Annotated in this window: 19 protein-coding genes and 1 pseudogene; 4 read left to right on the forward strand and 16 right to left on the reverse strand. The window is 62.8% G+C overall.

Features of this window, described 5'->3' with window-relative positions; translation table 11 throughout:
* From O3301_RS25445 to xsc, 11 genes and pseudogenes are all read right to left on the reverse strand, one after another.
* A pseudogene (locus O3301_RS25445) lies at nt 1-201 on the reverse strand (hypothetical protein); the annotation flags it as partial.
* A 2-nt stretch (nt 202-203) separates the two neighbouring features.
* The gene (locus O3301_RS25450; protein ID WP_305057825.1) at nt 204-389 is read right to left on the reverse strand and encodes a hypothetical protein; all 186 of its coding nucleotides are present in this window, start codon (nt 387-389) and stop codon (nt 204-206) included.
* A 475-nt stretch (nt 390-864) separates the two neighbouring features.
* Entirely contained in the window at nt 865-1,479 is a 615-nt protein-coding gene (locus O3301_RS25455; protein WP_305057826.1) for a c-type cytochrome, read from the reverse strand.
* A 10-nt stretch (nt 1,480-1,489) separates the two neighbouring features.
* Entirely contained in the window at nt 1,490-2,716 is a 1,227-nt protein-coding gene (locus tag O3301_RS25460; protein WP_305057827.1) for a molybdopterin-dependent oxidoreductase, read from the reverse strand.
* Nucleotides 2,709-4,142, reverse strand: coding sequence for an amino acid permease (locus O3301_RS25465; RefSeq protein WP_305053425.1), 1,434 nt, complete (start codon nt 4,140-4,142; stop codon nt 2,709-2,711). The genes O3301_RS25460 and O3301_RS25465 overlap by 8 nt, the downstream gene beginning before the upstream one ends.
* Nucleotides 4,143-4,422: 280 nt before the next feature.
* Nucleotides 4,423-5,217 (reverse strand): ABC transporter permease subunit, encoded by a 795-nt coding sequence (locus O3301_RS25470; RefSeq protein ID WP_058049276.1) that lies wholly within the window; start codon nt 5,215-5,217, stop codon nt 4,423-4,425.
* A 79-nt stretch (nt 5,218-5,296) separates the two neighbouring features.
* On the reverse strand, nt 5,297-6,112 hold the full coding sequence (locus O3301_RS25475) for a taurine ABC transporter ATP-binding protein (RefSeq protein ID WP_070219220.1): 816 nt from the start codon (nt 6,110-6,112) through the stop codon (nt 5,297-5,299).
* Nucleotides 6,113-6,196: 84 nt separating this feature from the next.
* Nucleotides 6,197-7,249 (reverse strand): taurine ABC transporter substrate-binding protein, encoded by a 1,053-nt coding sequence (tauA, locus tag O3301_RS25480; RefSeq protein WP_369811605.1) that lies wholly within the window; start codon nt 7,247-7,249, stop codon nt 6,197-6,199.
* A gap of 121 nt (nt 7,250-7,370) precedes the next feature.
* Nucleotides 7,371-8,780: an FAD-binding oxidoreductase gene (locus O3301_RS25485; protein WP_289899364.1), complete on the reverse strand. Its 1,410-nt coding sequence runs from the start codon at nt 8,778-8,780 to the stop codon at nt 7,371-7,373.
* 58 nt (nt 8,781-8,838) lie between these two features.
* The gene (locus O3301_RS25490; RefSeq protein WP_305057828.1) at nt 8,839-9,246 is read right to left on the reverse strand and encodes a nuclear transport factor 2 family protein; all 408 of its coding nucleotides are present in this window, start codon (nt 9,244-9,246) and stop codon (nt 8,839-8,841) included.
* 199 nt (nt 9,247-9,445) lie between these two features.
* Nucleotides 9,446-11,254, reverse strand: coding sequence for a sulfoacetaldehyde acetyltransferase (gene xsc / locus O3301_RS25495; protein ID WP_305057949.1), 1,809 nt, complete (start codon nt 11,252-11,254; stop codon nt 9,446-9,448).
* 224 nt (nt 11,255-11,478) lie between these two features.
* On the opposite strand from xsc, the gene O3301_RS25500 reads away from it, so the two are divergent.
* From O3301_RS25500 to O3301_RS25510, 3 genes are read left to right on the forward strand one after another with little or no spacing between them, the layout of a single operon-like run.
* The gene (locus O3301_RS25500; protein WP_369811606.1) at nt 11,479-12,315 is read left to right on the forward strand and encodes an IclR family transcriptional regulator; all 837 of its coding nucleotides are present in this window, start codon (nt 11,479-11,481) and stop codon (nt 12,313-12,315) included.
* Between the two features lie 39 nt (nt 12,316-12,354).
* Complete coding sequence (locus O3301_RS25505; RefSeq protein ID WP_305057829.1) at nt 12,355-13,329, forward strand: AAA family ATPase; 975 nt, start codon at nt 12,355-12,357, stop codon at nt 13,327-13,329.
* On the forward strand, nt 13,326-15,050 hold the full coding sequence (locus O3301_RS25510) for a cobalt chelatase (RefSeq protein ID WP_305057830.1): 1,725 nt from the start codon (nt 13,326-13,328) through the stop codon (nt 15,048-15,050). The genes O3301_RS25505 and O3301_RS25510 overlap by 4 nt, the downstream gene beginning before the upstream one ends.
* A gap of 3 nt (nt 15,051-15,053) precedes the next feature.
* Here O3301_RS25510 and O3301_RS25515 read toward each other — a convergent pair whose 3' ends face one another.
* The 3 genes from O3301_RS25515 to O3301_RS25525 form a co-directional block, all read right to left on the reverse strand.
* Nucleotides 15,054-15,962: an NAD(P)H-binding protein gene (locus O3301_RS25515; RefSeq protein ID WP_305057831.1), complete on the reverse strand. Its 909-nt coding sequence runs from the start codon at nt 15,960-15,962 to the stop codon at nt 15,054-15,056.
* A gap of 220 nt (nt 15,963-16,182) precedes the next feature.
* Nucleotides 16,183-17,322: an AAA family ATPase gene (locus O3301_RS25520; protein WP_305057832.1), complete on the reverse strand. Its 1,140-nt coding sequence runs from the start codon at nt 17,320-17,322 to the stop codon at nt 16,183-16,185.
* Complete coding sequence (locus O3301_RS25525; protein ID WP_305057833.1) at nt 17,319-18,206, reverse strand: RNA ligase family protein; 888 nt, start codon at nt 18,204-18,206, stop codon at nt 17,319-17,321. The genes O3301_RS25520 and O3301_RS25525 overlap by 4 nt, the downstream gene beginning before the upstream one ends.
* A gap of 446 nt (nt 18,207-18,652) precedes the next feature.
* On the opposite strand from O3301_RS25525, the gene O3301_RS25530 reads away from it, so the two are divergent.
* A complete protein-coding gene (locus tag O3301_RS25530) occupies nt 18,653-20,050 on the forward strand; it encodes an RtcB family protein (protein ID WP_305057834.1) in 1,398 nt (465 codons plus the stop codon).
* Here O3301_RS25530 and O3301_RS25535 read toward each other — a convergent pair.
* Together O3301_RS25535 and pta are read right to left on the reverse strand one after the other, a co-directional pair.
* Nucleotides 20,047-20,808: a TSUP family transporter gene (locus tag O3301_RS25535; RefSeq protein WP_289906542.1), complete on the reverse strand. Its 762-nt coding sequence runs from the start codon at nt 20,806-20,808 to the stop codon at nt 20,047-20,049. The genes O3301_RS25530 and O3301_RS25535 overlap by 4 nt on opposite strands.
* A 1-nt stretch (nt 20,809) precedes the next feature.
* The gene (pta, locus tag O3301_RS25540; protein WP_099664801.1) at nt 20,810-21,811 is read right to left on the reverse strand and encodes a phosphate acetyltransferase; all 1,002 of its coding nucleotides are present in this window, start codon (nt 21,809-21,811) and stop codon (nt 20,810-20,812) included.
* Nucleotides 21,812-21,854 lie beyond the last annotated feature (43 nt).

Genomic DNA, 21,854 nt, shown 5'->3' on the forward strand with positions numbered 1-21,854 from the left:
GGCGATGCGCGTCGTGTCGCCCACCGTGGTGGCGGGCACATTGCCCTGCTGCACGCGGATGGCGGGCGGCGCTTTCGGCAGCGATGGCGCTACGGGAATCTGCTGCAGCTGGCTGCCGGCACCGGGAGGATCGACGGCCCAGGCGGTCTGTATCAGCGCCAGCAAGGGCAGCAGGGTCAACGGAAGTAATTTGGTGTTCAAGATCATCCTTTCAGGCGGCGCGCCCGCGCCAGGCTCGCCGCTTGCGGCTGCACTGACGGGGAATACAAGAGCTGAATGGAAAAATACTTTTTTGATATCAATGTTAAATACAATGACAATGAAAAAATAAAATTCCCACCAGCAACATTGATCCATTTTAGCGCGCCATTGAACGGGGAAATACCCATCCGAAGGCCTCATTCACCGTTTTGGTGCAGCTTGTATACGAGCAGCGCCAACATCCGCGAAGTAGCGTAAAAATGCTGCGTTTCAAAGAAAAAGGCGTTGTCCTTATGCAACAACGTTGACTGTCTGCCACTGGCAAAATGCTATTCCACGCAGGCCGGTGTGGGAAAAAATGGATGGTGAATTATTATTATCGCAATATAAAACAATGTTATTTTCCCGACATCAAGATATGCCTCCAGCGCCGTACTTTCGTGCTGCACGCTGGCATGTCACACACTTATGAAAATGAGATATAAAAAAAATATTACGAACTTGCAAATCCATCCCTTGACCATGCCACTGCTGGCACGCGACGGCCGGCGCTGCGAAGAAAATGGGAGGCCCACCCGGCACGTCAGCATGAAGCTGGCATACCGGATGGCTGCGAAAAAAGCGGGAAGATGAGGGATGGTGCCGGGCGGACCCGGCCAGGCGTTACCTGGACAGCACGTATTTCGCCAGGGTCGCCGCATCGGCTTCGCTGAGCTGGCTGAACGGCGGCATGGGCACGGGGCCCCATTTGCCGGCGCCGCCACTGCGGATGTTGGCCGCCACGGCGGCAATGCCGTCCTTGCCCTTGTACCTGGCGGCCACTTCCGCAAAGCCGGGGCCGACCACTTTCTGGTCGAGGGCGTGGCACGCCATGCAGCCATTCGCCGCCAGCAAGCTTTTGACATCCTTGCCGCCGGTAGCCGGGACGGCGGCTGCCACGGGCTTGGCGACGGCGGCGGCAGGCACGGCGGCGCCCCGCTCTGCGCCATAGGTTTTTACCAGGTAATCGACCATGGCCGGCACGTCCGCGTCGTCAAACTGGGCGCCGAACGGCTTTTTCATCTTCTTGACGGTCGCTTCCCAGTAGGCGCGCGGCGAAGCGGGCGGCTGGGTCGATGCGTACTGGGCCGCATGGCACGTCATGCAGTTGCGCTGTACCAGCTGGTAGCCAGGCAATTCGCTGGGTTTATAGGTCGCCGTTTCCGGCGGCAAGTGGATGTCCAGCGCGCACGCGCCGCCCGCCGCCGACAGTGCCAGCGCGGCAAGTAATCTCTTCATATGGTTCTCCTCAGACTGCCTGGATGCGCGTGGTTTCCACCACGTTGCGCATATAACCCATGGGATTCCACAGGGCTTTCATGGGCTGGCTCTGGCCGATGCGGTTGACGGCGCGCACCATCAGCACATGCTTGCCCTTGCGCGGCGCCTTCATGACCATCGTCCACTCGCGGAACGAAAAGCGTCCCAGGTCCTTGCCCAGCCTGGCTTCCTGCCAGCTCTGGCCGCCATCCACCGAGACGGTCACCTCGCTGATGCCGTGGCCGCTGTCAAACGCGATGCCGCGCAGGGCCAGGTCGCGTCCCGCCTTCACTTGCGCGCCATCTTGCACGCTGGTAATGAAGGAGCGCACGTTGAGGCGGCTGATCGGCGTCGTCTTGCCCACGGGCGCGCCCGGTTCGATGAAGCCGGAACCATTGTCGGGAATACGGTAGCCCGTGCTCATCCAGAAGCCGTCAAACGGCTTGTCCAGCACGGTGATGTCGCTCAAGTGCTTGACCCAGTAAGTCCCGTAATAGCCGGGCACGATCAGGCGCAGCGGATAGCCGTTGAGGAAAGGAATGTCCTCGCCATTCATGGCCCAGGCCAGCATGACGTCGCCCGCCATGATGTGCTCGACGGACAGGGCCTTTTGAAAGTCGGGACCGTCGCCCACGGGCGGCGTTTCCAGGCCATTGAAGGCCACTTGCACGGCATTAGCCGCGATGCCGGCCTTTTCCAGCACGGTTTTCAGGGGGATGCCCGTCCAGCGGGCATTGCCCATGGCGCCATTGCCCAGCTGCCCGCCATTCGCACGGGGAGCAAAAAAGCCGCGGCTGTTGCCTGAACATTGCGTCACGGCCACCACGTCGACGGGCTCGGCCAGCTGCTTCAGTTGCGCCAGCGACAGTTCCAAGGGCGTCTTGACGAGGCCGGCGATGCGCAGCCGGTAGCTGTCGCCATCTATGCTGGTGGGCAAGCCGCTCCAGTGATAACGCACGAAAAACGCGTCGTTGGGCGTGATCGCGCCTTCATTGAACACGCCGAACGGCGTTTCCAGCTGCGGCGGACGGCTGGTCAGCAGGATCAGCGGGCGCTTTTGCGGGAAGGCCACCAGTTCGCGCTCGCCATTTTCAAACGGCAAGGTGACGGAAGCGGCCAAGGCTGACCCAGGCCCCGCCACTGCGGCGGCGCCCAAGGCGGCCGTCGTGCGCAGGAAGCGGCGCCGGCCTGCGGGCAACAAGGTCGTGTCAGACATGTTTGAGCTCCACTTTGGTGTCGGCCGCCTCACCGCCGTTGCGGTCATCGTTGACCAGTTTCTTGATGTAGTACATGACGCTCAGGATGACCACGCTCAACAAGCCGAACCAGAACGACACGCGCTGCTCCGTATCGGACGACACGCTCATGGCGCCCAGGATCACCAGCATGGCGATGATGGTGAAGTAGGTCAGGTAAGGAAACAGCCACATGCGCACCTTGATGCGTTCCGGGCATTCGCGTTCCAGGCGGCGACGCAGGCGCAATTGAGATATCGCAATGAGCAGGTACACAAACAGGATCAGGATGCCGTAAGAGTTGACGATGAAGGGGAACACGAGGTCGGCCGACACATACGAGACGGCAATGGCAAAGTAGGCGAACAAGGTGCTGAACAGGATGGCGCGGATCGGCACGCCGTTCTTGCTCAGTTTCACGAGGCCTGTGGGCGCATCGCCGCGGCGCGTCAGCGCAAAGATCATGCGCGACGAGGCGTACAGGCTGGAATTCAAGGCCGACAGCACGGCCGTCAGGATGATGGCGTTCATGATGTGGGCCGCGTACGGGATGTTCATGACGGTCAGGGCGCTGACGAAAGGCGTGGCGATGGCCGGCGAATCCCAGGGCACGATGCAGACGACGACGAACATGGAACCGACATAGAACATCAGCACGCGCGTGATGACGGAATTGGTGGCGCGGGCAATGGCCTTGGCCGGGTCCGACGTTTCGGCGGCGGCGATGGTGACGATCTCGGCACCCGAGTAAAAGGCCGTGGCGGCGACGGCGCCGCTGAGCACGGGGCCCCAGCCATGCGGCATGAAGCCGCCGTTGCTGGTCAAAAAGCCCAGGGTCGGGATGCTGTTAGGCAAGCTTCCCGTGATGAACAAGGCGCCGACAAACAGGAAGACGACGATGGCGACCACCTTGATCGAGGCGAACCAGAACTCGAATTCGCCAAACGCCTTCACGGAGAACAGGTTCAGGATGGTCATCGACACGAGCAGCACCAGGCTGATCGACCACGACGGCACGTCGGGCAGCCAGAAGTTGACCAATTTCGCACCAGCAATGGCTTCCAGGGCCACGACGACGACCCAGAAATACCAGTACATCCAGCCGCTCATGAAGCCGAGGAATTTCGACACTTTCGGCTTGTCGTCGAAGGCCAGGCGCGCATATTCGTAAAAGGAGCCGACCACGGGCAGGGACGAGGCCAACTCGCCCAGCATGCGCATGATCAGGACGACGAGGCCGCCCGTGAGCAGGAAGGAAAGGATGGCGGCCGGGCCGGCGGCCTTGGCGATGACGCCGCTGCCGACAAAGAGGCCGGCGCCGATCACGCCGCCGATGGCGATCATGCTCATGTGGCGTTGCTTGAGCGAGTGCTGCAAGCCGGTACTGTTATGCGATTCGCTAATCATGTTTTGTCTCCTGAAAATCTCTGAAGCTCGGTGCGCCCTGCCTGCTGCGGCTTGTTCTTGCCGCGCGGCTTTGTTTTATTTAGGCAACACCGTCAAGCAGCATCGATACATCGTGTGAATCAGTCTGGTTGGCCGCATTCCATAAGTCAATCTGGAAATGCAGCGGCCCGGCGCGGCGCCCAAGGGGCAAGCGCGCTGGAGGGTAAGTACGGCTTATTGCGGATTAAAAAAAGGGAGCGGCGGCAACACTTGTGGCGTGCGCGCCACTCCCGGGAACGTCTTACACCTTGCCCTTCCATGGCACGAGGGTACGTTCGAGGTAACGCATCATCAAATCAAACAGGAAAGCGAAGAAGCCGATCACGATAATGCCCATGATCACCACGTCGCTGGCCAGGAACTCGGACGCGCTGAGCACCATGTAGCCGAGGCCGCGCGTGGCCGCCACCATTTCGCCCGCCACCAGGGTGGTCCAGCCCACGCCGATGCCGATGCGCATGCCGGTGAGGATTTCCGGTATCGCCGCGCGCAAAATCACGTGCACGATCACCTGGAAACGGGTAGCGCCCATCGAGTAGGCCGCGTGGATTTGCTCCAGCGACACGGAGCTGACGCCGGCGCGGGCCGCGATCGCCATCGGCGCGAAGATGGCCAGGAAGATCAGGTAGACCTTCGAAAACTCGCCGATGCCGAACCAGATGATGACCAGTGGCAAGTAAGCAAGCGGCGGCAATGGACGGTAGAACTCGATCAAGGGATCGAAGATGCCCCGCGCCACGCGGTTGACGCCCATCATCACGCCGACGGGAATGGCAAACAGGCAAGCCAGGCCAAAGGCGCCGAACACGCGCACCAGGCTGGCCACCGTGTGTTCCCACAGGGTGGCGCCGCCGAAACCGGTGGTGGCCGCCATGATGAATTTTTCATACACGGCTTGCGGCGAAGGTAAAAACAAGGGTTTCACCATGCCGCTGGCCGTCACGCCAAACCACAGCAAGAGCACGGCGATGACGGTGACGGTGGCGATGCGGCTGGAATTGCCCTGCCCCGGCGCGCCGAACGCTTCGCCGGGCATGGCGCAGCGGGGGGCGAACAGGCGGCCAAAAAAACCGGCGCGCTTGGCGGTGGTGGGAGGAAATCCCACGACGGATGGGCTATGCATGGGACACCTCCAGCTCTTTATTGACGGCGCGCTCGTCGCCATAAATGATGTTGAGCACCGTTTCGCGCATCTTGATGAAGTCCGGGCTCGATTTCACGGCGCGCGCATCGCGGCACTCGAGGAAGCGCTTGTTGAAATCGAGTTCATACGTGTGCGTGATGCGGCCCGGACGGGGCGACATGACGATCAGCCGGTTCGCCAGGAACAGCGCCTCGTCGACGCTGTGGGTAATGAAGAAGAACATGGTGCTGGACTTGGCCCAGATATCGAGCAGCAACTCCTGGATGGTTTCGCGGGTCAGCGCGTCGAGCGCCGCCATCGGTTCATCCATCAGCAGCATGGCGGGATTGCTGGTCAGGGCGCGGGCGATGCCCACCCTTTGCTGCATGCCGCCCGACAATTGATAAATCATATTGTCGTGAAAGTCCTTCAAGCCGACGAGCGCCAGGTTCTTTGCCGCCTGTTCGCGCCGCACGGCTTTCGGCACGCCTTGCAGCTTCAAGCCGAATTCCACGTTTTCCATCACGTTCAGCCAGGGCAGCAAGGCATGTTTCTGGAATACGACGCCACGGTCGGCGCCCGGCCCTTCCACTTTATTGTCGCCGAGCATGATCTCGCCCTTGGAGGGGGCGATAAAGCCTGCCATCAGGCTCAGCAAGGTGGTCTTGCCGCAGCCCGAGGCGCCCAGCGCGACGACGAAGTCGCCGCTATTGATGGTGAGATTGATATTGTTTAAGGCATGTACGCGTTCACCGGCCGTCTTGCCCGGATAAATCACGCTGACATCCTTGACGTAGAGATTTTCCATCGTGTGCCCCGCATAGGTGTAGTCACTTCAGTTCAACGTATTCTGTTCAGTCAGCGCGCCCGCAGGCGCGCCATCGCACAACGTTTACTTCAGCAGGCCGGCGGCCTGTGCATACTTGGGTGTCACATATTTGGCGTAATCGCTTGCCAGGGTGTCGATCTTGCCTTCGCCCTTCAAAAATTGCGCCGTGGCCAGCAAGGCTTGCGCCACGCCGCCCTTCGCGCCGCCACCGAGCCAGGCCGGCGACGCCTGTTCCTGCAGCGATGGGTAGGCGTACAGGGCCACGGAAGCGGCCACGTCCTTGGCGGCCGCGCCCGAATGCTTGACGTTGGCCTTCACTTGCGGGGAATCGATGGTCCACGCCTTCGGATTGGCGCGGTAGTCGGCGTCGGCAGCGGCCATCACCTTGACGAACTTGGCCATGAAGTCCGCGTTCGCTTCGCCCCAGGCGCGCTCGACGGCCATGCCGTCAAACGTGGCCTTGCCCTTCTTGCTCAGTTCTCCGGAAGTGACGAGCACCTTGCCATTTTGCTTGAGCTTGCTCAAGGCCGGGTCCCACACGAAGGCCGCGTCGATGTCGCCCCGCTCCCAGGCGGCGGCGATCTGGTTCGGCTGCATGTTCAGCAATTTCACTTCCGTGGGCTTGATGCCCCACGTTTCCAGCGCGAACATGGTGTGGAAGTGCGTGGTGGAAACAAATGGCACGGCAATCTTCTTGCCGCGCAAATCCGTGGGCTTGCTGATGCCGGCGCCGTTGCGCGCCACCATCGCTTCGGCTTCGTTGATGTCGTCTATGATCCAGAACAGCTGCAAGTCGACGCCGCGGCTGACGGCCGCCGTCAGGGGGCTGGAACCGATGACGCCGATCTGCACGTCGCCGGACGCCATGCCGGTGGCCACCTTGGCGCCCGAATCGAATTTGCGCCAGTTGATTTTATAGCCGGTGGTTTTTTCCACTTCGCCGCTGGCGATGGCCACCAGGAAGGGACCGTTGATTTCCTGGTAGGCAATCGTCACTTCCTTGCCTTGCGCGAAGGCCGTGCCGCTGGAGGCGGCAACGACACCCAGCACCAGGGTGCCGAGGACGGCGCGGCGCATCGTTGAAAATACCGTGTTTTTGCTCGTGTATGTGTTCATGTCTCACTCCAAGTTATTGTTATGTGTGAACGTGCGGGCAATCTCATCCCTTGCGGGAGGCGCCGTTGGTTGCTCTATGTCAACTCATACGGCGGCTTAGTACGGCTACTGCTATTACTATTTAAAACACTTCATCCTTCAAGTGATACCAGCGGTACAGGAAGCGCTGGCCCAGGCGGCGGAACGGGGCGAACGCTTGCGATTCGACCAGTTCCATCATGTTGGGATACGGCAATTTCGAATTAAAGATCGGCAAGCCCGTGTCGCTGGCCTTGCCCGCGATGCGCTCGGCCATGCGCCGGCCCGCCTGCGCCGAGTACATGACGCCGTTGCCGCCGTAACCGAGCGAATAAAAGATCGATTGCTTCGGGTCCGGTTGCACGATGCGCGGCATCATGTCGTGGCTGACGTCGACCCAGCCCCACCACGAGTAATCGATGCCGATGCCCGTCAGCGCGGGGAACTTGCGGTGCAGATCGTTGATCAAAAACTGTTTGTATTTGTCGTCCGGCGCGTCGGCGCCCGTGATGGCGCTGCGGCTGCCGATCTGCACGCGGTTGTCCGGCATCAAGCGGTAGTAGTGGCGCAAGATGCGCGTATCCGTGATCACCTGATGGGTGCGGAAGTTGCACGCCTCGATTTCCGCCGGGGTCAACGGGCGCGTGACGAGCGAGTTCGACAGGATCGGCAGCAAGCGGTTCTTCACTTGCGGATGCAGATGGGGCGAGGTATAGCCGCCCGTGGCCACGGCCACGGAACGGGCACGCACCACGCCGCCCGGCGTTTGCAGATAATGCACGCCATTGCGCGTTTCCCAGCCCATCACGGGGCTGGACGGATGCACCTTGGCGCCCAGCGCGCGCGCCTTGCGCAGGTAGCCGAAGGCCAGCTTGCCCGCATGGATGCCGATGCCTTCCGGCTCGTGCAGCGCGCCGGCCGCTTCCTTGTCGTCGACGTACTCGCGCTTGACGGTGTCGGCGTCGAGGATGCGGGCGTCGTACTTGAAGATCTCGCGCATGACCTTGGCTTCTTTTTCCAGCGCAGGCATGGCTTTCGCCTTGTGGGCGATGTACAGGTGGCCGCCCGGCTGCGGATCGCAATCGATGTCGGCCGTGATCTTCTTGAACGTTTCCATTGCGTCGCACACTTCCGCGTGCAGTTTCAGGGCCGTGTCCAGGCCATAACGGTCTATCCACTGCGAGCGCTTCAGGCGGCCCGTCGTGCACTGGGCCTGGCCGCCATTGCGCGTGCTGCAGCCCCAGCTGACCCGGTTCGCTTCCAGCACGGTGGCCTTGATGCCGTGTTCCTGGGCCAAAAAAATGGCGCAGGACAGGCCGGTAAAACCCGAGCCGATGATGGCCACGTCGACGTCGATGTCATGCGTGATGGGGCCGTCGTCGGCGGGCGGCTCGCCGGCCGTGCCGATCCAGTAGGTGGGCGCATAGGCATTGCCATGGCCGGGGCGCTGGGCCACCAGCGGATCGAAGGCGGGGTCGTAGGGCGTGCGGGCGGCGGTGCTGTTGTTGCCCATTACGCCAGGCGGGGTGTCGACAGGTTTGTTCATGGTCATTCCTGGTGAACGTGCTGGCTCAGACTTTGACGACGGGTGGGCGATCCTTGCGGAAAGCATTCTTGACTGCGATCTTGCCGTCGCGGAAGGTGAAGATATCGACCATGCGCGCTTCGATGCGCGTGCCGTCCGCCTTGGTGCCGGCAAAGGTCGACTCCGTCACACCGCGTTCGCCGCTGACGAAATGCACGGGGTTGAGCCAGGCCGCGTCGGGGAAGGTTTGCCAGGCCAGCTCGAAGCCGGCGCGCACGGCGTCGCGGCCGATGAAGCTCTTGCCCAGAAGCTCAGGACCGGCGACGGCATGGAATTCGCAATCGTCGGCCATGGCGGCCATCAGGGCCTCGATATCGTGGCGGTTCCAGGCATCGCCGAACGCTTGCAGGAAATCCGTGGTGACGGCGTCAGTGTGCGGTACAGGGTGGTTCATGGTTGTCTCCGTAAATCGTTTTTGATACGCTACGTTCCGTTTTTTTGTCTTTTATTGAATTTAAGCCTTAAGCATGGCCTTGTCAAATCAAATAATTCAAAAAACGGGACGCCTTGTATTCTTTAATGAAATTATGATGCTTTCGTGACAATCTGTGAGAATTTGGTCACAGCCCATTCCCACAGGCTGGCTCACTTAATTAAACATAGTCTTTGTACTTGTCCAGGTGGCGGATCGGTTTGCTCAGCGCATCGCGGCGGAACGGGTCGCCCAGCTCGCGCGTGCACATGATTTCGATGATGGTGGTCTTGCCTTCATTCATCTGCATGTCGATGGCCTTTTTCAGGGCCGGGCCCACGTCTTCCAGCTTGTCGACTGTGATGCCTTCGGCGCCCATGGCGCGTGCGATTTCCGCGAAGCTCTGGTTGTCGAGTTCCCCGGCGACGAAGCGGCGGTTGTAGAAATCCACCTGGTTTTTCTTTTCCGCGCCCCACTGGCGGTTGTGGAACACCACGGCCGTCACGGGAATGTTATGGCGCACGCAAGTCATCGTTTCCATCAAGCTCATGCCCCATGCGCCGTCGCCTGCATACGACACGGCCGGACGGTGCGGCGCGGCAACCTTGGCGCCGATAATCGTCGGGAACGCATAACCGCAATTGCCAAAGCTCATCGCCGCAAAGAAGCTGCGCGGCTTTTCAAAGCGCAAGTAACTATTGGCCACCGAGTTGATGTTGCCGATGTCGGTCGACACCATCACGTCTTCCGGCATGGCTTTTTCCAGCTCGCGCAAGACCTGGCGCGGGTGCAGATAGTTGCCCGGCTCCTTCTTCTGTTCCTCGATCATGTCCAGGCTGTACGCATCCTTTTCATGGGTCCAGTTCGTCAATTCCTCTTCCCACGCCGCCTTTTCCGCTTGCACGGTGGCATAGCGTTCCTCGCGCGTGGCGTCGCAATCGAGCTTCTTGCCATCCAGGCGGGCAATAATCGCCTTGGCGGCCGCCTTGGCGTCGCCGCAGATGCCCACCGAAATCTTTTTGACCAGGCCCAGCATCTTGTTGTCGGCGTCGATCTGGATGATCTTGGCGTTCTTTGGCCAGTAATCCATGCCGTGCTGCGGCAAGGTGCCGAACGGTCCCAAGCGCGAGCCGAGGGCCACGACGACGTCGGCCTGGGCGATCAGTTTCATTGCCGCCTTGGAACCCTGGTAGCCGAGCGGACCGCACCACAGCGGGTGGCTGGCGGGGAACGAGTCATTGTGCAGATAGCTGTTGACGACAGGCGCGCCCAGGCGCTCGGCCAGGGCCTTGCACTCTTCGATGGCTTCGCCCATGACGACGCCGCCGCCCGAGATGATCACAGGGAACTTGGCCTTGGCCAGCAATTCCGCCGCATCGTTCAGGCTTTGCTCGCCGCCGGCGCCGCGGTCCAGGCGGTTCGGTTTCGGGATTTCCGCCTTGATTTCGCCATAGAAATAGTCACGCGGGATGTTCAATTGCGTCGGGCCCATTTCCGACATGGCGCGGTCAAAGCAGCGGCCCGTGAATTCCGCCATGCGGGCGGGATTCGTGACGTGGCCTTGATATTTCGTAAATTCCTCGAACATCGGTAACTGGTTCGCTTCCTGGAAGCCGCCCAGGCCCATGCTCATCGTGCCCGTTTCCGGCGTAATGATCACGACGGGCGTATGCGCCCAGTAGGCGGCGGCGATGGCGGTCACGCAATTGCTGATGCCGGGGCCGTTCTGGCCGATGACGACGCCATGGCGGCCCGAAACGCGCGCATAGCCGTCAGCCATGTGGCCGGCGCCCTGCTCGTGCACGACGGGGATCAGGCGGATGCCGGCGGGGGCGAAGATATCCATCGGATCCATGAAGGCCGAGCCCATGATGCCGAACATGTCGGTCACGCCATTGGCGGCCAGGGTTTCCACGAACGCTTCGGAAGGCGTCATCTTTTGCGGGCCGGTGGGGATGGCCGCTGCGGCGGCGGCTTTTTGCTCGGTCATGTCATTCATGGGTGTCTCCTGGTCTGTGGTGATGAAGTGCAGCGAATTATCAATTAATTTATCAAAAATCGGTATATTTTGTTCCGAAATTTGATATACAATTCAATTTAAGCGTTCGGCAATCAAAAGTCAAACAGATTTTCAAGGAAACGGTACAATTTGAGTTCGAAAATGAAATAAGCTGACGTCACACTCAGAGCTACCCAACCGAGGCCACCATGGACATGATTTCATCCCCAAAACTTGAGCCGGAAAAACTGGAAGGCGACACGCCCACGATGCGTTTGTTTGCCTTGCTGGAAGTGATTGCCGAAAAAGACCAGTTGCTGTCGCTGCAAGCGCTGGTGGAAGAAACGGGCTTGCCGAAGCCCACCCTGCACCGCATGCTGCAACAGCTGGAAAGCGTGGGCGTGCTGCAGCGCGAAAGCGATGGCCGCCACTACAGCACGGGCGTGCGCCTGCGCCGCCTCGCATCGAACCTGCTGATTAACAACACGTTCCATGGCGCCCGCCGCATGGTCTTGCGCCAGCTGGTCGAGGAAGTGGGCGAAAGCTGCAACCTGACGGCCTTCAGCGGCAGCGAAGTCGTGTACCTGGACCGGGTGGAAACGGCGGCCCCGCTGCGCTTCTACCTGCATCCCGGTTCGCGGGTGCCGGCCCACTGCTCGTCCAGCGGCAAGCTGTTCCTGGCGCAAATGACGCCCGTGCAACGTCGCCGCCTGCTGGGCCACATGGAATTGACGCGCTTTACGGACAAGACGGAAACGGACCCCGTCAAGCTGGAGCGCGAACTGGAACTGGTGCGCCGCAACGGCTATGCGCTGGACGACGAAGAATTCCTGCCCGGCCTGCTGTGCGTGGCCGTGCTGGTGCCGAACCCGAACGGCCGCTCGAACCTGGCCGTGGCCATCCAGGCGCCCATCATCCGTTTGACGCACGACAAGGCTTTACATTTCTTGCCAGCATTGCAACGCGCCGCGCAAGCCCTGGCCGCCATCGAATCGGAAACCATGCCGACGACGGGCGGGGACGACGACGCATTGCAGGCAGGTAACTCATAACCCCGTAGCGCCCCCGCTGCGGTTTCACAGGAGAACAAGGTGCCAGATTCACGCCAACATCCCCCCGCCGCAGCGGCGCAAACCTTGCAGTCCGTACGCAGCCTGTTCCACATCGACAGCGACCTGCTCGTGCCCGTCTTCACGGAACGCGACCCGCACGTGCCCGACATCGACCCCGCCTACCGCTTCAACAAGGATGTCACCCTGGCGATCCTGGCCGGCTTCACCCACAACCGCCGCGTGATGGTGCAAGGCTTGCACGGCACGGGCAAGTCCACGCACATCGAGCAGGTGGCGGCGCGCCTGAACTGGCCTTGCGTGCGCGTCAACCTCGACGGCCACATCAGCCGCCTGGACCTGGTCGGCAAGGACGCCATCGTGCTGCGCGAACAGCAGCAGGTGACGGAATTCCAGGAAGGCATCGTGCCCTGGTCGCTGCAGCGCCCCGTGGCCCTGATCTTCGACGAGTACGACGCAGGCCGGCCCGACGTGATGTTCGTCATCCAGCGCATCCTCGAGCGCGACGGCAAGTTCACCCTGCTCGACCAGAACCGGGTCATCACGCCGCATCCCCACTTCCGCTTGTTCGCCACGTCGAATACGGTGGGACTCGGCAACTTGAACGGCATGTACCACGGCACGCAAGTGCTCAATCACGCGCAGATCGACCGCTGGAACATCGTTGCCACCCTGAACTATTTGCCGCAGGCGGAAGAAGCGGCAATCGTGCTGGCCAGGGTCCCTTCCATGAACGACGAGGCGGGCCGCCAGCTGGCAGCCGCCATGGTGGCAGTGGCCAGCCTGACGCGCCACGGCTATGCGGCGGGCGACCTGGCGTGCCTGATGTCGCCGCGCACGGTCATTACCTGGGCGGAAAATTGCCAGATCTTCCGCGACCCGGCGCTGGCCTTCCGCTTGTCCTTCCTCAACAAATGCGACGAGGCCGAGCGCCCCATGGTGGCCGAGTATTACCAGCGCTGTTTCAATGAGGAATTGCTGGCGAGCCAGGCATGAGTACGGAAGCCACCGCGCCTGCCGCCTACACGCGCGAGCAGCAGGAAACGGACGAGTTGTGCGCGGGCGCCATCCGCGCGCTGAGCGGCGTTGCCTCCATCCGCTACCGGGGCCGGCGCCTGCACGACGGCCACCGCCCGCTGCCCATCCACTCCGCCCATCTGCAGCCCGATGCCGCGCTGCAGGATTTGCCCTCGCTGCGCGGTGCGGCCGACAGCGTGGCCCTGCGCCTGCTGCACACGGACGCCGCCTTGCACAAGTCCTTGTGCCCGGTGGAACCCGTGGCGCGCCTCGTCTTCGAATTGCTGGAACAGCTCAGGGTGGAAACGCTTGCGCCAGATCAACATGCGGGCGTGGCGCACAACCTGCGCCACCGTTTCACGGCCTGGTCGCACGCGTTTTACGATTCCGGCCTGGCCGAAGGCGCGTCGGGCCTGCTGTTGTACACGGTGTTCCAGATGTGCTGGTCGCGCCTGACGGCCAGGCCCGTGCTGGAAAAGACGGAAGATTTCATCGAGGCGACGCGCTGGTCCGTCTCTGCGCAACTGAGCGGCGACCTGGCGGGCTTGCGCCGCCACCGAACGGACCAGGCGGCCTTTGCGCGCCACGCTCTGGCCATCGCCCACGCCGTCGACGCCATGCTGCAAGAGGCGCAGGCGAAGCGCGAGGGCCAACAGGACGACGCGGGCGACGCCAGGGCGCAGGCGGCCTTCAAGCTGCTGCTCGATTTCGACAGCGACCACCTGCCCGATGCCGCGCCGCTGGGCGACAGCCGTGCCTTCAGCGATGGCAAGGGCGCCTACAAGGCGTACTCTACGGCATATGACCGCGAAGAAAAAGCGGGTGAACTGGTGCGCCGCGCCCTGCTGCTCGAATACCGCGAACGCATGGATGCGCGCATTGCCAGCCTGGGCATCAACACGGCCCGCCTGGCGCGGCGTTTCACGCAACTGCTGGCCGTGCCGCAACGCGACGGCTGGTCGTTCGGCGAGGAAGAGGGCTATATCGACGGGCGCCGCCTGGCTCAGCTGATCAGTTCCCCGTCGGAACGCCGGCTGTTCCGCAAGGAACAATTCCTGCCGCACGCCGATTGCCTCGTCACCTTCCTCGTCGATTGCTCCGGCTCCATGAAGACGCATGCGGAATCCGTGGCCGTGCTGCTCGACATTCTGCTGCGCGCGCTGGACCAGGCGGGGATCAGCACGGAGTTGCTGGGCTTTACGACGGGCGCGTGGAACGGGGGAAGAGTCAAGCGCGACTGGATGCGCGCCCGCTCGCCCGTCCAGCCGGGCCGCTTGAACGAACTGGTGCACATGGTCTTCAAGGATGGCGACACGAGCTGGCGTCGCGCGCGGCCCGACATCGCGGCCTTGCTGAAAGCGGACCTGTACCGCGAAGGCGTCGATGGCGAAGCCGTGGACTGGGCGTGCACGCGCATGCTGGCGCGCCCGGAACGGCGGCGCATCCTGCTCGTCGTGTCCGACGGTTGCCCGATGGATACAGCCACGAATCTGGCCAACGACGAGTTTTATCTGGCGCAACATTTAAAGCAAGTGGTGGCGCGCCGCGAAACGCAGGGCGCGGTGGAAATCTGCGGGCTGGGACTGGGCCTGGACCTGGGCGCCTACTACAGCCGCAGCCTGGCCACCACCCTGCCCGCCTCGCTGAACAATGAGCTGTTCAGCGAGATCGCGCAGTTGCTCGGTGGACGCAAAAAGTAGTCGCTATGCCGGCGGAAGCGCCAGCAACTGGCGGCGATGCGCGTGCAGGAAGGCTGGCACGGGCGACGCCTGCCGGCCCGTCAGCGCGCGATAGTCATCGCTGACGATGTGCATCGCATCGGTGGCCAGCCAGCGCTCGATGCCTGCCAGCATCTGCGCCATCGGCGCCGGCATGCCGGTGGCGATGAAATGGCGCGCCCGTTCCTCCGCATCGAGATTCACGACCTCGACAGGCTTGCCAGACAGCAAGGCGGCCATGGCGGCCAGCGCCGGCGCATCGGGGGCGGCGGGCCCCGTGATGTCGAGGATGCGGCTGCCAGGATAGCCATCCGATAGCGCCGCAGCCGCCGCATGCGCGCAATCTTCGCGCGCCACGTACGACACGTGGCCTGTTCCCATGGCCGTTCGCAGCCGGCCGTCCACGGCGGCAGTGCCCAGCACCGCCAGCAGCAAATCCTGGTAAAACGCGTTGCGCAAGATCGTATGGGCCATGCCGCTGCCGGCCAGCAGCGCTTCCGTGGCCCGGTGGTCGTCGTTCAGCAGCGAGCGCTTGCCCTCCTGCGGCTGCAGGAACGAGGTGTAGACGATATGCGCCACGCCCGCCCGGCGCGCCGCCTCGATGGCGTGCTGGTGCTGCGCGACGCGGCGGCCCGTGCCGTCGAGGGTATTCGTGCTGATCAACAGCAAACGCTCGACGCCGTGGAAGGCGCTAGCCAGGCCTTGCGGCTGGTCAAAGTCGCCGCAGCGCACGCCGACGCCCTGCTGCTGCCACGCCGCGTGGCGCCCTGGCGTGCGGGTGATGGCCGTGAGCGCCATGCCGGGCCGGCCGGCGCGATGCCCGATGAGTTCATTGACGACGAGGGAGCCCAGTTGGCCGGAAGCGCCGGCGACGGCGAGATGCATTGTTTTCATGTTCTTTTCCTTGTGGCGCGCGCGGGCGCACCCCGGATGGGGCGGCAGCGCGCGACGATGATGTAGGGGAATCAAAGGCGGCCATGCGGCGGCCCGCCCCTTGCGGGGCGAAACTGCGGCTGGCTTACAGGAAAGAAGGGAAAACAAGGATCATGCGCCCAGCATGGCGCGTGGCGCCCGCCTGGTCAAGCGCTTTCGATGGCGCTTGACGGCGGCAGGGCTAGTCGACGCAGTAACGCACGGCATGCGCTTCCATCGGCAGCGGGATTTCCCAGTTCCACAGCATCGACTGCAACTTCTTGTTGCTGAGCGACGTGTCGCGCTGGCCGTTGCGCCGCAGTAATTCCTTGCGCGGCTGCTCCAGGTACACGAGTTCCACCTGCGCATGGTATTTGTACAGCAGGTTGAGCGTCTTTTCGCGCATCAGCTTGGACAGATGCGTGGCGTTCCACACGAACGGTTCACCCTTGCGCAGCAGCTCGCGCGCCCGCTCTTCCGCATAGTCGCCCACCTGCCCTTCATTCTTGCCGTGCTTCAAGCCCAAGGCGATGCGCGCATCGTCGAAGGAGACGACGGGCAGGCGCGGATGGTGCTTGTCCACCCACGTATTCTTGCCCGACGCGGGCAAGCCCGACATGACGATCACGTGCGAGCCCGGCTCCTGGAACAGGGAATAATCGGGATGCGCCTCGGCGCCGCGAAAGTATTTGACGCGCGTGTGATCGTCGACAAACACCCTGCGCTGGCCATAGCAGCCCTCCTCGCGCGCCAGTTCGCGGAACAGCTCGATGGCATCTAAAATGCGCTGCGGATCGGGACAGATCCTGCCGCGGATATCGGCCTCGGCCAGCATGGCCAGCAAGCGGATATCGACTTGCCACGACAGTTCGCGCACGGTGAACTCGGGCGTGACGCCGCGCCGCGAGGTTTCCAGCGCGAAAAACGGCACTTGATGTACATTAATCAGGCGGCAGATTTCCTCGCGCACGGCAAACGGCACGTCCACGTCCCACAGGGCGATGCGCGCATCGAGGGCGCCCTTGCGCGAGTGGCCGGGCTGGCCGATGGCGCCCGTGACGGGGTCGATCACGGTGGTGCTGCACTTGGCCACGTCGTGCAGCAAGGCGGCCAGGAACACGATTTCCTGCTGCGCCCGCGTGGCTTGCTGGTAATCGGGCATGGCCAGCAGAGATTCCACCACCATCATCGTATGCGTCCACACGTCGCCTTCCGCGTGGTACACGGGGTTTTGCGGCGTCGTCTTCGCCAATTCCAGCTGCGGGAAGGCGGCCAGGCAGGCGTTGAAATCGGGCGACTGGCCCGCCGGCGGCACCAGTTGTTGTAACTGTTTCCAGTTCATCTAGTACTCCTTGAAAATATTGCCAGTTCGTCCAACGACTGGCAGGTGTGCAAGCCCAGGCTCTCCCAAGTCACCAGCGGCTGCGGCGCGTACAGGTCGACGCCCTCGGCCAGCAGATTCGGGATCAATGGACGCGTGCTGTGGTGCGAGCCGCTGTCGAGGATGGTTTGCGTAAAGTCATGCCGCACCAGCTTGTAGCGGGCCAGCACCTGCTCGTCGTCTTCCACTTTCAGGTACAAGCCTTCCGCGTGGTCGGACTTGTCCGTCTGCTTCCAGCACAGGTCCAGCGGCAGGCGTTCGCGCGCCACCACGCCTTCGAAAGCGTCGCGCCACAGGCGGGACTTGGCCAGCGAATGGCGCAGCAGCTGCCACAGCTGCTTGGGCGAAGTCGGCATCAAACCCGCGTACAGCACGGGGACGGACAGCACGGGCGAGCCGGCCAGCATGGCGTGGCGGCGCGCCGTCGACAAAAACATCTGCGTGCGGCGGCAATACACGTCGAACTCGTTGAAGTAATGGGGCAAGCAGTCGTAAAACACGGAATGCTTGCTGTAAGACCATTCGCCAAACAGCACATACTGGTCTTCCAGCAAGCCCAGCAACGCATGTTCGTGCGCATGAGCCCACGGTTTGAGCAGGTTGAACTGGCGTTCGCTGCCGCCGCCCGCCAGGTAATGGCCGCGCGACTGCAGCAGCACCTCGCCCGCGTCGCTGAACGACACGGCGGAGTTGGCGCCATCGATTTTTTCCTCGATGACGACGTACTGGCCGGCCAGCTTTTTCAGGGGCATCTGGTCGGAACTGTCGTCGCCATCCTGCAGGCGCGAACCTTCCAGGTGCGGCGTGCGCGGGTATTTAAATAAGGGCAAAGATTGTAAAAACATAGCGTCCCACGCCGCGTTCACCGGGGCGTGTCCATACAGGGTCAGGGGTGCTGACGACGTGTTCGGGCGTGGACGATCAGGACGGTGGTCCTGGATACGTGTGCGGAGAGAGCAAAAACAGTGCCGCAGCAATCGGGGGCATCAACGCGCCGAACGATGCTGCAGAGAGCATTTCGTCAGCGTTAGCAGGTGATGGCGAAGAAGCGAGGCACTTTTGGCTCCAATAAGGAAGAGGTTCGAGAAAGAACCGCGAATATAAAGGCTGTTTGATTATTTTGCAAGTGGCGCTGCGTATCGTGCGCACTCTTGTGTGCACTGTCGGGGCCAGCGGCTTTGCAAGCGGCACAAAGTTTGCTAAGCTGGCGGCACTTCCTGTCGCTGCTGCGTGGAAAACAAACATGGCCCTTGCAAAAGGGCCGTGCATTCGTTATTTCCGGAGCAGAATCGTGTTTCCCCTATCCAGATTACAAAAAGCCCTGCGCCGCCAGGGCATCGCTGTCGCCTATGCCGACGGCATTTATACACTCAGCAATCCGCACGCCCAGGCGTCCGTGCTGCTGCCCCACAACTTTCCCCTCGAGGAAAAAGCCGTGCGCCAGCTGATGGAGTTTGCCGCCGTCGCCGTGCCCGGCCAGGATGGCCATGTGTGCAAAGCGTGCGCCACGCCCGACTTTCACCCGGGCAGCATCGCCCCCGTGGGCAGCATCGTTGCCACCAGCCCCGACATGGTGATCCCCGCCATCCCCGGCACGGACATCGCCTGCGGCATGCGCCTGATCACGACGGGTTTGACCCTGGCGCAGTTCGAGGCGCGCAAGCCGCAGCTGCTCGCCAAGCTCAAACATGTGCTGCTGGAAGACGGCCGCAACGTGCCGCTGCGCTCGAAAGCGTTTGCCGCCCTGTTCGACGTGGGGCCGGAAGCGTTCATCGACAGCCTGCACAATGATGGCTTGTGGCCACGCGTCGACAAGCAGCGCTTGCTGCGCGAGCTCGACGATTGCATCGCCTTGCGCGAACTGGGCGGCGGCTTGCGCCATGCGCCCGAAGCGCTGGTGGGCACGCGCGAAGTGATACGCGACCCCAGCCTGGGCACCACGGGATCGGGCAACCACTTCGTGGAAATCCAGCTGGTCGATGCCGTCATGGACCGCCATGCCGCGTACCGGCACGGACTGGTGCCCGGCGAAGTGGTCGTCATGATCCACAGCGGCAGCCGCGACGTGGGCTTTTTTGTCGGCAGCCGCTGGATGGACCGTGCCAAAGAGGCGTGGCCGGCAGGCCTGCGCCATCCGAAGTCCGGCCTGTACGGCTTGACGGGCGAACTGGCCGGCGAATACATGGACGCAATGGGCGTGGCGTCGCGCTATGCCTGGGTCAACCGCATGGTATTGGCCGAGCTGGTGCGCGACAGCCTGGCGCAGGTGTTTGCGCAAGATCAATCCCGGCTGGTGGTGGACGTGCCGCACAACGTCATCCTGCGCGAGCACGGCATGAATATCCACCGCAAGGGCGCCACGCCGGCACGCGAAGGCGACCTGGCGCTGATCCCCGGTTCCATGGGCGATTATTCCTATGTGGCAACGGGCATGGGCAATCCCGACTGGCTGTGGTCGTGCTCGCACGGCGCGGGGCGCAGCATCCGCCGCCAGGCCATGCGCGCCATGCGGCCCACGGTGGGCGGCGACGAGATGGCGTTCCAGTGCGTGACTTTGCGCGAGGAACGCCGCGTCGAGGAAGCGCCGATGGCGTATAAAAAGATCGGTCCCGTCATCGCCGCGCAGGAGGAAGCGGGCTTGCTGCAATCGGTGGCCCGCCTGAAACCTTTATTGACGTTCAAGGCCTAGGCCAGCAGCTGCGGCACGGCCGCCGCCATCAGCGAAATGCCGATGGCGGTCAGCACGGCAAACGCGATGCGGCGCATGCCGCGCTGGGCGATCGGCGGCGGATAGCGCTTGCCGGCCATCGTGGCCAGCACGCCCACGGGCAAGGCCAGCGTGCACAGCAGCAAGACTTTCGCATCGAGCTGGCCCTGGCTGCCCGCCATCAGCGAGCGCCCGCCCGCGCTGATGGCGAACAGGAAGATCAGGCTGTAGCGGATGGTGGTCAGACTCATTTCCTGGCGATAAAACTGGTACACGAGCGGCGGTCCCGCCAGCGAAAACAGGCCCGAAAACAGGCCGCCGCACACGCCGCTGATGAAGAAGCTGCGCTTGTCGGCCGCGCCCGGTCCCGGCGGCGCCTGCAGCAGGATGCTGACACCGCCATACACGATGGCCGCGCCCAATAACAGTTTCAGGATGGGCGCATACGCCTGGTCCAGGTATCCTAACAGCAAGACACCGGCCGCCATGGCCGGCAGCAAGCCGATGCTGGCGGCGCGGATGGCGCGCCAGTCCAGATGGTGCAAGGCGCCCGGCAAGGCCACGAGGCAATTGGCCAGGGACAACAAACTGACGAGGGCCGCCAGCGCGGGCACGGACGCCAGGCCCAGGCCGCTGGCCACGCCCATGACGATCATGCCCAGTCCGAAACCCGTGACGGTCTGGAAATATGTGCCCGCCGCCACCACGCCCAGCAGCGCCAGCACGGGCAAGCTGAACAACTCAGCGCCCACCCTGGGCCTGCACGGACGTGACGGCAATCACGTTATACACGTCGTCGGCGCAGCAACCGCGCGACAGATCGTTGGCCGGTTTGTTCAAGCCTTGCAGCAAGGGACCGATGGCGACGGCGCCGCCCATGCGTTCGGCCAATTTATAGCCGATATTGCCCGCGTCCAGGTTCGGGAACACCAGCACGTTCGCGCGGCCGTTGACGACGGAATCCTTGACTTTTCTTTGCGAAATCTCGGCCACGATGGCCGCATCGAGCTGCACGTCGCCATCGATGGCCAGCAGCGGACGCTGGGCCTTGACCCGGTCCGTGGCCGCATGCACCTTGTCGACGGCCGCGTGGTGGGCGCTGCCGCTGGTGGAAAACGACAGCATGGCCACGCGCGGCTCTTCCATCAGCAAGGCTTGCGCGCTGTCGGCGGCAGCCATGGCGATGTCGGCCAATTCCTCCGCCTTCGGGTCGACGACGAGGGCGCAGTCGGAAAAGATGAAACCGCCCTTCAGGCTATGAAACGGTTCGCACAGCATCATCAGGAAAAAGCTCGACACGAGCTTGAAGGCCGGGTCGACGCCGATGATCTGGATGGCGCTGCGCACCACGTCGGCCGTCGTGTGCACGGCCCCCGCCACGCAACCGTCCGCGTCGCCCAGCCGCACCATCAGGTTGGCGTAGCACAAGGGATCTTGCACGGCGATCCTCGCCTGCTCCACCGTCATGCCCTTGGCTTGACGCAGCACAAACAATTGCTGGGCATAGTGTTCCGACTCGTCGGACGTTTCCGGGTCGACCAGGCGCACGGCATCCAGGTCCAGCGCCTGTTCGCGCGCCAGGGCCAGGATGGCGGCCGGCTTGCCGACGATGGTGATGTGCGCCAGGCCGTCGCTGGCCGCCCGCGCGGCCGCCTGCAGCACGCGCACGTCGCCGCCCTCGCACAAGACGATGTTTTTCGGCACGGCGCGGGCTTGCGCGATGATGCGGTGCAGGGCTTTCATGGCGACTCCAATTCGGTAAAAAAATGCCGGAACCACGCAAGCA

Source organism: Janthinobacterium sp. SUN211 (genome assembly GCF_030587315.1).
Classification (GTDB): domain Bacteria; phylum Pseudomonadota; class Gammaproteobacteria; order Burkholderiales; family Burkholderiaceae_D; genus Janthinobacterium; species Janthinobacterium kumbetense.